The organism is Martelella sp. FLE1502, assembly GCF_053484255.1.
In genome coordinates, this window is sequence record NZ_JBAKFQ010000001.1 from 152,609 (window position 1) to 165,618 (window position 13,010).

At 62.4% G+C, this 13,010-nt stretch carries 11 protein-coding genes and 1 tRNA gene; 3 read left to right on the plus strand and 9 right to left on the minus strand.

Annotation, left to right across the window (positions count from 1 at the left end; all coding sequences use genetic code 11):
• Positions 1-10 precede the first annotated feature (10 nt).
• The 7 genes from V6767_RS00705 to V6767_RS00735 form a co-directional block, all read right to left on the minus strand.
• A complete protein-coding gene (locus V6767_RS00705) occupies positions 11-1,549 on the minus strand; it encodes a tripartite tricarboxylate transporter permease (protein WP_448471659.1) in 1,539 nt (512 codons plus the stop codon).
• Positions 1,546-2,046 (minus strand): tripartite tricarboxylate transporter TctB family protein, encoded by a 501-nt coding sequence (locus V6767_RS00710; RefSeq protein WP_448471660.1) that lies wholly within the window; start codon positions 2,044-2,046, stop codon positions 1,546-1,548. The genes V6767_RS00705 and V6767_RS00710 overlap by 4 nt, the downstream gene beginning before the upstream one ends.
• A gap of 309 nt (positions 2,047-2,355) precedes the next feature.
• A complete protein-coding gene (locus V6767_RS00715) occupies positions 2,356-3,366 on the minus strand; it encodes a Bug family tripartite tricarboxylate transporter substrate binding protein (RefSeq protein WP_448471661.1) in 1,011 nt (336 codons plus the stop codon).
• Positions 3,367-3,527: 161 nt separating this feature from the next.
• Entirely contained in the window at positions 3,528-4,355 is an 828-nt protein-coding gene (locus tag V6767_RS00720; RefSeq protein ID WP_448471662.1) for a sugar phosphate isomerase/epimerase family protein, read from the minus strand.
• A 4-nt stretch (positions 4,356-4,359) separates the two neighbouring features.
• A complete protein-coding gene (locus tag V6767_RS00725; RefSeq protein WP_448471663.1) occupies positions 4,360-5,517 on the minus strand; it encodes a dihydrodipicolinate synthase family protein in 1,158 nt (385 codons plus the stop codon).
• A 2-nt stretch (positions 5,518-5,519) separates the two neighbouring features.
• Positions 5,520-6,674 carry a Gfo/Idh/MocA family protein gene (locus tag V6767_RS00730; RefSeq protein WP_448471664.1) on the minus strand — a complete coding sequence of 385 codons (1,155 nt, stop codon included), beginning with the start codon at positions 6,672-6,674 and terminating at the stop codon, positions 5,520-5,522.
• 226 nt (positions 6,675-6,900) lie between these two features.
• Positions 6,901-8,067 (minus strand): nucleotide sugar dehydrogenase, encoded by a 1,167-nt coding sequence (locus tag V6767_RS00735; RefSeq protein WP_448471665.1) that lies wholly within the window; start codon positions 8,065-8,067, stop codon positions 6,901-6,903.
• A gap of 198 nt (positions 8,068-8,265) precedes the next feature.
• Between V6767_RS00735 and V6767_RS00740 the strand changes: the two genes are divergently transcribed.
• Positions 8,266-8,355 (plus strand) — tRNA-Ser (locus V6767_RS00740).
• A gap of 226 nt (positions 8,356-8,581) precedes the next feature.
• Here V6767_RS00740 and V6767_RS00745 read toward each other — a convergent pair.
• Positions 8,582-10,021 (minus strand): cation:proton antiporter domain-containing protein, encoded by a 1,440-nt coding sequence (locus V6767_RS00745; protein WP_448471666.1) that lies wholly within the window; start codon positions 10,019-10,021, stop codon positions 8,582-8,584.
• Between the two features lie 529 nt (positions 10,022-10,550).
• Here V6767_RS00745 and V6767_RS00750 point away from each other — a divergent pair.
• Complete coding sequence (locus V6767_RS00750; RefSeq protein ID WP_448471667.1) at positions 10,551-10,880, plus strand: hypothetical protein; 330 nt, start codon at positions 10,551-10,553, stop codon at positions 10,878-10,880.
• Positions 10,881-10,883: 3 nt separating this feature from the next.
• On the opposite strand, the gene V6767_RS00755 is transcribed toward V6767_RS00750, so the two are convergent.
• On the minus strand, positions 10,884-11,615 hold the full coding sequence (locus V6767_RS00755) for a hypothetical protein (RefSeq protein ID WP_448471668.1): 732 nt from the start codon (positions 11,613-11,615) through the stop codon (positions 10,884-10,886).
• A gap of 235 nt (positions 11,616-11,850) precedes the next feature.
• Between V6767_RS00755 and V6767_RS00760 the strand changes: the two genes are divergently transcribed.
• A complete protein-coding gene (locus V6767_RS00760; protein ID WP_448471669.1) occupies positions 11,851-12,987 on the plus strand; it encodes a glycosyltransferase family 4 protein in 1,137 nt (378 codons plus the stop codon).
• Positions 12,988-13,010: the final 23 nt, after the last annotated feature.

Genomic DNA, 13,010 nt, shown 5'->3' on the forward strand with positions numbered 1-13,010 from the left:
CCGTTTCTCCCTATTTCGTCTTCGCGTCTTCCCCGTTAGCATCGCCGCGCCAGCGTTTGAAGCTTGCAAACCGGCGGAAGGCGGGAATCGAGAACAGGATGGTGAGCGCGATCAGCACCGCGAAACCGGCCGAGACGGGCCTTGTGAAGAAGGCGGTGATGTCGCCATTCGACAGGATCAGCCCGCGCCGGAGGCTCTTGTCCAGCAGCGCTCCGAGAATGATCCCGAGCACCAGCGGCGCCATCGGGTAGTTGAGACGGCGGAGAATATAGCCGCCGACACCGAAGGCGAACATTACCCAGATATCGAAGATGCGCTGGGACAGCGCATAGGGGCCGATGACGCAGAGCGTGAACACCATCGGCATCAGGATCGTCCGGGGAATCTGAAGCACCCTCACGAACAGCGGGGTCAGCGCCATGCCGAACACGCCCATGGCGATGGTGGCGAAGATCAGCATCACGGCGATGGTGTAGATCATGTCGGGCTGGTCGAACATGATCATCGGGCCGGGGCGCACGCCATGCAGGAACAAGGCCGCGATCAGCACGGCGGCCGATGCCGAGCCCGGCACGCCGAGCGTTAACGTCGGGATCAGCGAGCCGGGCACGACGGCGGAGTTACCGGTCTCGGCCGCGATCAGCCCTTCCTGGCTGCCCTTGCCGAACTCGTCGCGTTCCTTCGAGTGGCGCTTGGCGGCGGCATAGGAGCCCCAGGCGCCGATATCCTCGCCCACGCCCGGAATGATGCCGACCAGCGTGCCAATGACGCCGGATTCGAGCACGGTACGCTTGTAGCGCCAGACGCTCCCGAAAAGCTCCTTAAGCGGCGCGGGCACGGATTTGCTGCGGGCAAGCTCGGCCGCCGGCAGCGTCATCGCGAACAGCACTTCGGCAAAACCGAAGGCGCCGACCATGGCCGGGATCAGCTCGATCCCGCCATTCATCTGCTGGATGCCGAAATTGAAGCGGACATAGGAATGAATTCCTTCCGAGCCGATCATGGCGACCGAGAGGCCGATCAGCCCGGCCATATAGCCCTTCAGCGGTTCACCGGAATGGGTGAGCTGACCGGAAATGATGATGCCGAACAGCGCCAGCCAGAAGAACTCGTAGGAGCCGAAGCCGAAGGCGGCTTCCGCCAACGGCGGCGCGATCATCACCAGCATGGCGATGCCGACCAGCGTGCCGAGCATCGAGCCGAAGGTGGCGATCGCCATGGCGAGGCTGCCCTTGCCCTTGCGCACCAGCGGAAAGCCGTCGAGCGCGGTGGCCGCACTTGCCGGCGTTCCCGGAATATTGAGCAGGATGGCGCTGCGCGAACCACCGTAGATCGCCCCGACATACATGCAGATCAGCACCATGATGGCGGTGTTGCGGTCGAGCGAATAGGTGAGCGTGGTCAAGAGCGCCACGCCCATCGTCGCCGTCAGGCCGGGGAGCGCGCCCACGAAAATGCCGAGCAGGGTCGCCCAGACGACGTTGAAAAGCATCATCGGCGTGGTGAGTTCGGAAAAGGCGCTGGCGAGCGCATCGATCACAGGGGTCATGGCAGGCGCACCAGAAACAGATCTTCAAAAAGGTATGACACCGCGCCGCCGAAGACGATCGCAACCACCAGCGCGCGAGCGATGGTGATGATCATGGCGCGCCGCGGCATGCCGGGCGAGAACTCGAAAGCCAGGATGAAGGTGGCGACGAACAGGCTGCTCGCCACCCAGAAATGCACGCGTCCGACCAGCACGATCGCGTAGACCGCGCAAAGGGCAATGAGCCCGGAAAGCCGCACCAGTTCCTCGCGGGTCACCAGCCCGCCCGCCCGGCGCTCGTCGTCTCCATCGCGGCTGCGCAGGAGGCCGATAAGCTGAAGGCTGGCGACGATCGTCATGGCGATACCAAGCACGATCGGCAGCAGGCCCGGGAAGCTTGCCGGCGGAATGTGCCGCACTTCCAGCCGGTCCATGGTGTAGCCGCCAATGAGCTGGGCAATCCCGACGGCGAGCAGGATGGTCGAGACGGCAATGTCGACGGAGCGGATTTTCAGCATGAAGCCTCCGAGGAAACGGGATGAGGCGGCGGCTCCGCCGCCCCGGTTTGTTTTTATGGTCGGCGACCCCACCGCCAAGACGTTTCAGCGCATCAGGCGCTGGCATTGTCAGGGAGCCTCTCCGCCAACAATCTCCCCCCTTGAGGGGGAGATGTCGCGAAAGCGACAGAGAGGGGTAAAGGGCGAAAGCCCTAGAAACCGCAAGCTCCGAACCTATCGAGAGGGTTTACCCCTCTCTGCCCCTGTCGGGGCATCTCTCCCTCAAGGGGAGAGATTGGAGGAGGCAAAGGCCTCGCTCCCAAGCCACCCTTATTCCGGGCAGGTCAGGCCGACTTCGGACGGGTCCTTCACCGCCTCGCCGCGGGCCTTCATGGCGCAGGCCTCGTTGGTCGCCACCGGAATGGCGCGGGCGCGGGCCTCGTCGCCATAGCTCGGCGCAAAGCTCGCGCCGCGCTCATTGGCGTATTTCTTCAGCGCCTCGGAATTCATCACCTTGTCGGCCCAGACCTGATCGACCGTGTCATAGACCTCCTGCGGCGCGCCCTTCGGGATGAAGACGCCGAAATAGTCCGGAGCGACATCGATATCGAGCCATTCGGTGACCGGCGGAACCGGGTCGATGCCTTCGATCTCGAGCGGCGTATCGGAAAGCACGGCCAGCGGACGCAGGCGGCCGGCCTTGATCATTTCGGTCTGCTCCACGGCAAGCTGGGTGGTCATGTCGACTTCGCCGGAAGCCGCGGCGATCACCGCCGGGTTGCCGCCGTCATAGGCGACCATGCGGGCCGACAAGTTGCCGCCCATCGCATCCTGCAGCGTGGCAAAGGCCGTGCCGCCGGACGAGGTGACTCCAGCGGTCCCGACGGTCACATCGCCGGTCTTCATCGCTTCCATCAGTTCGGCGAAATCCTTGTAGGGCGCATCGGCGTTGACCGAGATCAGCGGCGCGTTGGCGACGTGGAGATAGATCCGGTAATCGTCGATGTTGGATTCTTCGAGCAAGCCGGAGACGGCATAGGTGGCGTTGTTGGCGATTGCGTTCGCCGTCCAGGTATAGCCGTCCCGCGGGGCATCCATCGCCGCCTTGGTGCCGATCGAGCCCGATGCGCCCGGCTGGTTGACCACGACGACTTCCGTTCCAAGCGCCTCGGACAGGATGGGCGCGACCACGCGGGTGACCTGGTCGGTGGAACCGCCCGCCGACCACGGCACGATGATGTTGATCGGCCGGTCGGGCTGCCAGGTTTGCGCCGAGGCGGAACCGGCGGCGAAAAGAGCGATTGCGGCTGCGGAAACAGCCAGTTTCGAAAGCATGGACATGATAGTCTCCTCCCTTGACTACTGGATAGTAGGTTACGGGCACCCGACCTCGTGTCAAGTGACCGGTGTCCGCAGTTTCCGGCCGATCCGCCGGGGAAGCGCTCCTCTTGCTCCTCCCACAGCCTTCCGGCCGCCTGCCTGCGCAAACAGGTAATTCAAGCTCAGCAGCAGCTGGCCGCGCGCTCGATGATGACCGCCATCACCTCGTCCGGATCGCGCGTCCACCAGTTCTCCGCCGAGAAAATCTCAACCTCGTTCAACCCCGAAAAGCCTTCCGCCTCGACAGCGGCGCGCAAGTCCGGAATATCGATGACGCCATCGCCCATCATGCCGCGGTCGTTCAGCATGTCGGTGGTCGGCACCAGCCAGTCGCAGAGGTGAAACGCCATCAGACGTTCCTTCCCCGCGCGGGCGATCTCGGCCTTTACCTGCGGGTCCCACCAGATGTGATAGACGTCGGCTGCAACGCCGATCCCGTCGCCGAGCCGTTCGCAGATGTCGAGCGCCTGCGCCATCGTGTTCACCGCTGCGCGGTCGGCCGCATACATCGGATGCAGCGGCTCGATGGCGATCTTCACGTTCACGGTGCGGGCGTATTCGAGCGTCTTTGCCAGACCTTCCTCGATCATGGCGCGGGCACCGGCGATATCGCGGCTTCCCTTGGGCATACCGCCGACCACCATGACCAGGCATTCGGCGCCGATGGTGGCGGCCTCGTCCACGGCAAGGCGATTGTCGGCCAGCACGGCCTCCGTCAGCGCGCCTTCGGCCGTATACCAGCCGCCGCGGCAAAGGCCCGAGACAGCAAGGCCGGCATCGCGGATCTGACGGGCCGCCTTTTCCGCACCAAGCGCCTGCAACTGGTCACGCCATGGCGACAGGCCGCCGAAGCCGTGACGGGCGCAGCCTTCGATCGCCTGACCGAGCGTCCACTGCGCGCGCGTTGTCGCGGTGTTCAGCGAAAGCCTTTCGGGGGTGATCACCGCCATGCCGTCAGACCCCAATGCCGTGGGTCGCCATCACCCGCGCGGTGCGGGCTGCGGCCATCTCGGTGTCGGCAATCAGCCCAGCCGCATCGGCAAGGCGAACGACATCGGCAAGATGCTGCGCCGAGCGGGCGCTCTGCTGGCCGCCGAGCATGGTGAAATGGTCCTGGTGACCCATCAGATAGGCAAGGAACACGACGCCGGTCTTGTAGTAGCGGGTCGGCGCCTTGAAGATATGGCGCGACAGCGGCACGGTCGGCTCCATCACCGCGCCCCAGCGCTGCATATCGCCCTTCGCAAGGGCCGCAAGCCCGGTGGCGGCAACCGGTGCGATCGGATCGAAAATGCCGAGCAGCGCATGGCTGTAGCCCTGGTCGTCGCCCGCGATCAGCTCCGGATAGTTGAAATCGTCTCCGGTATACATCTTCACGCCGTCCGGCAGGCGGCGGCGCATGGCGATTTCCTTTTCCGCCGAAAGCAGCGAGATCTTGATGCCATCGACCTTCGCGGCATTGTCCTCGATGATCTTGAGGCAGGTATCCATCGCCGCCATGTGGTCGGCGCTCGCCCAATAGCCTTCCAGCGCCGGATCGAACATTTCGCCGAGCCAGTGCAGCACGGCCGGCTGCTCCAGGCCGGAAAGAATGCGGCCATAGACGCGGGCATAGTCATCGGCGCTTTTTGCGACCTTGCAGAGCGCGCGCGAGGCCATCAGGATCACCTGACCGCCGGTCGCTTCCACGGCTTCACACTGCATTTCATAAGCCGCGATCACATCATCGATGGTCTTTGCGTCGGCCGGGTCCAGATGGTCGGTGCCCGCGCCGCAGGCGATCGAATGACCGCCCGCCTTTGCTTCGGCCACCGAGCGCTGGATCAGCTCCAGCGAGGTCGGCCAGTCCATGCCCATGCCGCGCTGGGCGGTGTCCATGGCCTCGGCCACGCCGAAGCCGAGCGACCAGAGATGGCGGCGAAACGCCATCGTCTTGTCCCAGTCGACATTGCAGTCCGACCATGGATTGTTGTCTGCAAGCGGATCGACCACCACATGAGCGGCGGCAAAGACCTTGCGGTTCCATTCGCCCCGATCGGGCGTCACGCTGGCGCCGGAAAAGGAGAAGGTCTCGATGCCGCCGGAGGCGGCCGGAAGCTTGATGGCAGTCATACTCAAATCCCCAAATCTTCGAGGTCAACCCAGCGGCGTTCACGGGCGCTTTTATATCCGGCTTCGGCGAGCTGCACGCCCTTTGCGCCCTCGGTCAGCGTATAGGCCCAGGGGCCGTCTTCCAGCACATGGCGCAGGAACTGCTCCCACTGCACCTTGAACCCGTTGTCGAACACGGTGTTGTCCGGCACTTCCTGCCAGTCCTCGAAGAAGTTCATCTTCTGCGGCTCGTCGGGGTTCCAGACCGGCTTCGGCGTGTTGGCGCGATGCTGGCTATAGCACTTGTGCAGACCGGCAACGGCGGAACCATGGGTGCCGTCAATCTGGAAGGTCACGAGATCGTCGCGGCGAACGCGGGTGCACCAGCTCGAATTGATGTGGGCGACGATATCGCCTTCGAGCTGGAAGGTGGCATAGGCGGCGTCATCGGCGGTCGCCTTGTATTCCTTGCCGTCTTCGGCGAAGCGGGTCGGAATATGGGTCGCGGTGGTGCAGGAAACCGATTTCACCGGAGCAATGACATTGTCGAGCACATAGCGCCAGTGGCACAGCATGTCGGAAACCATGCCGCCGCCATCCTCGGCGCGGTAGTTCCAGCTTGGGCGCTGGGCCGGCTGGTCCTCGCCGGTGAAAACCCAGTAGCCGAATTCGCCCTTCACGGAGAGGATCTTGCCGAAGAAGCCATTGTCGCGCAGACGCTTCAGCTTGACGAGGCCCGGCAGGTCGAGCTTGTCGTGGACGATGCCGTTCTTTACGCCCTTTTCCTTGGCATAGCGAGCGATCGCGACGGCCTCTTCCAGACCTTCGGAGACCGGCTTTTCGGAATAGACATGCTTGCCGGCATCGATCGCCTTCTTCAGCAACGTCGGGCGCAGCTTGGTTGAGGCGGCATCGAAGAATATCACGTTATAGGGATCGGCAAGCGCCGCATCAAGATCGGTGGTGACGCGTTCGACGCCGTGGCGCTTCGCCAGTTCCTCGATCTTGGCGGCGTTGCGGCCGACGATGATCGGATCCGGCATCACCAGCGAGCCGTCGCTCAAGCGCAGACCACCCTGATCGCGGATAGCGAGCACCGAGCGGATAAGATGCTGGTTCATTCCCATACGGCCGGTGACGCCGTGCATGATGATCCCGATACGATTGGTATCAGCCATAGAATTCCTCCCTGAACTTGTTTATTACCTACCAGTTAGTAATAAACGCGTCAACACGGCAAACTTCGAAAAATGAAAGGTGAAAGCGGCAACTGAAACAGCTGCTCTTTCGGTCGAAACCAGACACGACAAACCGTCCGCGATGGCATATCAGCGCAAAAGACTGGCAGATCGCCTTCCCAAATCAGGCCGCCTGACCATGCCGTTACAATGGTGTCGCAGCCGATTAATCCGCGCCGAACAGGTCACGGGTAAAGACCTTCTCCGCGACATCGCGAATCTCATCGGTCATTCGGTTGGCGACGATCAGGTCGGCCTCCTGCTTGAATGCCTCAAGGTCCCGAACCACCGGCGAATTGAAGAAGGCTTCTTCCTTCAGCGCCGGTTCGTAGACGGTGACCGGTATGCCCTTGGCCTTGATCCGCTTCATGATGCCCTGAACGGAGGACTGGCGGAAATTGTCCGAACCCGCTTTCATCACCAGACGGTAGATGCCGACCGACTTCGGTTGCAGCGCGATGATGCGTTCAGCGATGAAGTCCTTGCGGGTGGCATTGGCATCGACAATGGCGCGAATCAAGTTCTGCGGCACCTCGGAATAATTGGCCAGAAGCTGCCTGGTGTCCTTGGGAAGGCAGTAGCCGCCATAGCCGAAGGAGGGATTGTTGTAGTGGTCGCCGATGCGCGGATCGAGGCCGATGCCCTCGATGATTTGCCGCGAATCCATCCCGTGGGTCACGGCATAGCTGTCGAGTTCGTTGAAATAGGCGACGCGCATGGCAAGATAGGTGTTGGCGAACAGCTTGATTGCCTCGGCCTCCGACGCTCCGGTATAGAGCACCGGAACATCCTTCTTCAAAGCGCCTTCGACCAGAAGGCCGACAAAGATCTCCGCCCGGGCGGAACGCTCGCCGATGACGATGCGGGAGGGGTTGAGGTTGTCGTAAAGCGCCCGCCCCTCGCGCAGGAATTCCGGCGAGAAGATGATGCGGTCGCTCTGAAAGGCCAGCCGCGTGCGGTCGGTAAAGCCGACGGGCACGGTCGACTTGATGATGATCGTGGCGGCGCTGCCCGAGGCCAGCACATCACTGATAACCTTGGTCACCGACGAGGTGTCGAAGTGATTGGTCTCGGGATCGTAATTGGTCGGCGTCGCGACAATCACGAAATCGGCCTCGCGATAGGCAGGCGCCGCTTCGGTCGTCGCCTTAAGCCGCAGCGGCTTTTCCGCCAGATAGCGTTCGATCTCGGCGTCGACGATCGGGCTTCTGCCGGCATTCAGTGCATCCACCCGGTTGGGGTCAATATCAACGGCGACCACATCATGGTTCTGCGCCAGCAGCACCGCGTTCGAAAGCCCGACATAGCCGATACCGGCAACCGCGATTTTCATGTTTCACTCCAGCTGTTTCAGTGACCGGCACACCACGGCTGGGTTTATCGCTTGCGACACTTGAATTGGCAACCTCGCCGCTGCCGCTAGTCCTTCAGGAATTGCGATTCCGGCCCGGCAAACAGCCCTTGTTTTTTTAAGCAGAAATACGCCGAGCGTCTTGATCGGCGTAGAAAAAGCGCCTATCAGGGCCGGACCGGAGAGGTGGCCGAGTGGTCGAAGGCGCTCCCCTGCTAAGGGAGTATACCAGAGATGGTATCGAGGGTTCGAATCCCTTCCTCTCCGCCACTTCGGAACTGTACAGCCCGAGGACCTAGGTCACAGTTTGTACCTAGTTCGTTTCCACTGTTCTTCGAATCGCGAAAGCGACCTACTTTTTTGCGCGGTTCCGGAGATGAACCGGCCTCTACTTCACCTGGAATTGCTCCAGCGGCAGGGCCAGTTTCGGCGAACACGCAACGGCTTGCTCAACCTAGGGGTTGTGGCGCCGCGACCGATGGCAATGCAACCCCTCTCAGTGCTGATGCCCTTCGTCAGGCTCGGCTTTCGACGCCTCAGCGGTCGCATGCTTGGCCGCCTTTTTCTCCGCCCGGCGCTCTGCCTTGCGGCGGCGGCGTTCGCGGCGGGCGTGGTTGAAGGCGATCAGCCTTGCGCGCGAACCGGCGACTGCGTGGCCGACAAAGGCCCGGCCGCGCCCGACCTCGCGCAGTTCCTGGGCATAGGCCACGGCAAGCGCGTTGCGGTAGCTTTCCAGCCCCTCCGTCAGCGTTGCCTCCACGCGCCGCATGACAGAGACCCAGACCGGCGAGACCAGCAGCGTGATTGCCGTGACCGCGATCACGAGACGATAAAGATCGTCGCTGAGTGCCGCGGCGGCAAGCCCCGCGGCGGCAAGCACAAAGGAAAACTCGCCGACCTGCGCCATCGAAAGCCCGGCAATCAGCGCCGTCTGCGGCGACGAGCCGGTCCAGCGCAGGAACATGACGTTGAGCACCGACTTCGCCGCAACCACGCCGACGGCGGCCAGCAGGACGATCGCGAGATGGTCCCAGATGAAGGTCAGGTCGATCAACAGCCCGATGGACAGGAAGAAGATCACCAGCAACACGCTCTGGATCGGCTCCACCACCGGAATGACCCGGCTGCGCAGGGTGGAATTGCCGATGCAGATCCCGGCGAGAAACGCGCCATAGGCCGGCGAAAGCCCGGCGACGCCCGAAATCGCGGCGGCGGAAAAGCACAGCGCCAGCGCGCCGAGCGCCAAGAGTTCCACCTTGTCCTCGACCTTTTCGGCAAACGGCACCTTGAGCTTGCCGAAACGACCGAAATACCAGAGCAGCCCTGCCATGATGCCCACGGCGACCAGCACCCGGATCGCGGTCGCGGTGATATCGAAGCCCTCGCCCCCGAAGCTCGAGACGAAGATCAGCATCGGCACGACCGCGATGTCCTGCGCGATCAGCACGCCGACGGCGATCCGCCCGGCATCGCCGCGCAGCGCATCCATCTCGTCCAGCATCTTCATCGCCACCACGGTCGATGAAATCGCGATGACGAAGGACAGAATCACTATTTCGCGGGCGGTAACGTCCAGCAACATACCGATCAGCACCGCCAGCACGGCCGCGCTGACCAATTGCCCACCAACCACCAGAAGCGCCTGTCGCAGGGAAAGCACAAAGGCCTTGATCGACAGCTCCATGCCGATGAAGAACAGCAGCACGACAACGCCCATTTCGCCCAGAAAGGCCACACTGTCATTGTTCTCGATCAGCCCCAGACCGGTGGGCCCGAGCAGGATGCCGGCCAGGATGAACCCGACGAGCGGCGGCTGTCTGAGCCACAGAAAACCGAGACCTGCAAGCGCGGCAATGGCAATGACCAGCGCGACGGCCGCGAAATCGCCGCCATGGGACCCCGCCTGCGCAACGGCTTCGTGGACAACCTGCTCCATCGATTTCCTTTCGACTTGCTATGGATCAGAACATAGGCGGTAACGCCTCAAAAGCTCAAGCGTGCCGCGCGGTGGAAAAAAAGATATAAGCCTGAGCAATCACTATATAACCAAAAGGCATCGCACCTTAAGCCGTTGTTTGTAAACGGTTTAGGCGCTTCGGGCGAGCCTTAACGCGCGAAAAACGATCCGCTTTTTCGCCGCAGTTTGCGCACCGCAGCAACAAAATCACTTTGTCAGCGCAGAAAATAGTCATATATTCGTAACCATAAATGGAGGAGACGATATGAGCTTATCACGTTCCCTGCATACGATCCTGATCGGAGCCGCCTTCGTTTTCGTTGCGGCCATGCTGTTCATCTAAAGGATCGTCCCGCGCCGGATGGGCATGCAGCCCTTCAAGGAACCGGCGGCCCTGGTTTCGCGTTATACGACTGGACTTCGCGGCGTTGCTTTCGAGCGCACCGCGAAGCCCGTTTACCGCCGCAATTCAGTGCGACGGTCGCGCAAAACGCATGGGAGTACAGACATGTTCGAACAGAAGACTTCCGCAAGCGACATCATGGATCGCCTGCGCCTTTCCCAGAAAACACCCGTGGAACGCGCCAGCGCGATGGTGCGCGACGAGGTGGATGCGCTGGCCCGCACCGCCCGCAAACATCCGGCCGGCAGCGGCTCGGCGCTGGCCCTGGTCGGGCTTTTGGCGTTCGGGCTCGGCTTCCTCACCGCCCATGCCGGCCATGACGAATCCGTGCCCAAGAAGCGGCTGTTCCGTTCGCGTTCGCGCGTCGGAAAGCCGGTCTACCGCAAGCGCACGCCCTATTACGCCATGAAGAGCAAGCGCCGCGCATCGACCTGAGCGTTATTGCCAGTATTCGTCGATCCACGGCGTCGGCCGGGCATGTTTGTAGATCTTTTTCCAGGCCTGCTCGACCGGCCAGACGCCGATGGCCGCCTCGTCGGGGTCGGGCTTGCCTGTGAAGGCCACGATCCTGGTGCCGTCGGGAAGCTTTGGCGTTTTGAAGAAATTCAGCGGCCAGTACGGCACGAGCGTGTGCTTGAAGCTGACGCACCAGTCGCTGGGCCAGAATTCCATCCGATCGATGACCTTTGAAATATAGACCTGCTCGATCCCGTATTTGCGCCATGTGCCTTCGCCATCGGCCTCGAAATCGGTGAAAATATGGGTATTGCGGCCGACATTCCACCGGAAGACGGAGGTGTTGCCGATTCCCTTGCCGATCTGGGTCCAGTTCTCGCAGGCGCAGAAAACGCCCGGCTTGTAATCGAACATCGCATCGATATCGCCCGTGATGACGATATCGAGGTCGAGAAACAGGACATCGCCCGACAGATTCGCAAGCGGAGACTGCCACAGCGAGAGCTTGCGCCACGGCGTCCAGGCGATCGCGTCCGGAATGTGGATTTCGGGCAGCGGAAAGACCTCTACAGCCGGATCAACGCCGGTGGGGTCATCGGTAAAACACACCAGCCGCGTCGGGCGCACGGTGTTGCGCCTGATCATGGACCAGAGACGGTTCACATAGAGCGCAGGGTAGCGTGTTCCCCATTTCATGCATACAATGGTCTGCAAGTTCAAATCCTTGAAATTCCGGCGGGAACCCGACGCATCAGGACGAGGCCGGGATACTTGTCAGCCATGTAGGTAATATGGCACATCGAATGCAACCTTGGCAGTAATCGAGAACTGGGGAAAATTCGGATGGGTTGTGCGGCCCCCTGTTCTCCGGACACCTTTTTATCCCCAGTTTCAGACGGAGCAAGCCCGAATTTGGCGAAACACATCACGATATGCGGCGTTGGCCAGCATGGATAAGACACAACCCAGAATTCTGCAACTGCTGCCGGCGCTCGGCGATGGCGGCGTTGAGCGCGGCAGCGTTGAAATGGCGTCCTATCTTGCCCGCAGGCATATCGAAAACTGGGCCGCGAGCGCGGGCGGCCCGCTGTTGGAAGCTCTGAAGGCCACCGGCACGCATTACATTGCGCTGGAGGTCGGCCGCAAATCGCCATTCGCGATCCTCGTCAATGCCAGGAAGCTTGCCCGCATCATCGATGAAAACCGGATCGATATCGTGCACGCCCGCAGCCGCGCGCCGGCCTGGGCCGGCTGGCTCGCCTGTCGCCTGTCGCGCCGCAAGCCTCGGTTTCTGACCACGTTCCACGGCGTCTACAGCCACGGCAACGGGTTCAAGCGGGCCTATAACAGCGTGATGCTGAAGGCGCCGGTCGTGGTGGCCAACTCCGCCTTCATCCGCGACCACATCATCTCGGTCTACGGCTTTCCGGCCGAGCGCATCATCCTCTCCCCGCGCGGCGTCGACACGACGCTGTTCGACCCCGCCACTGTCAGCGATGAGCAGCGCTCGCAAGTCCGCAAGGAGCTTGGGGCGGAAGACGGCGCGCCGCTCGTCACCATTGTCGGTCGCCTCACCGACTGGAAAGGCCATCGCTACCTCGTCGAGGCGGCCGATCGCGCGGCGAACAAGACCTGGCATCTCGCCATCGTCGGATCGGGCAATGAAGGCATTATCGCCGACCTCAAGGCTCTGATCGCCGAGCGCGGCCTAGGCAGCCGCGTCACCATCGCCGGAAGCCGCCGCGATATCCCCGCCATCATGGCCGCCTCTGACCTCGTCGTCTCGACCTCCACCCGCCCGGAAGCCTTCGGCCGGGTGGCAATCGAGGCGGAAGTCATGGGAACGCCGGTGATCGCGACCGCCCATGGCGGCAGCCTCGAGACGATCATCGACGGCGAGACCGGCTTTCTGGTCCCGCCCGCAAACGCCGACGCCCTTGCCGAAGCCATCGACGCGGCGCTTGCCGACCCGGCGCGGCTGAAGGCGATGGGCGAGGCCGCGCGCGCCCATGTGCTCGCCAATTTCACGGTGGAGATGATGCTGGAAAAGGAATTTTCGGCCTATGAGGCGGTGATGAGCGCGTAGCTATCACCGGGGTCGGACTTCCG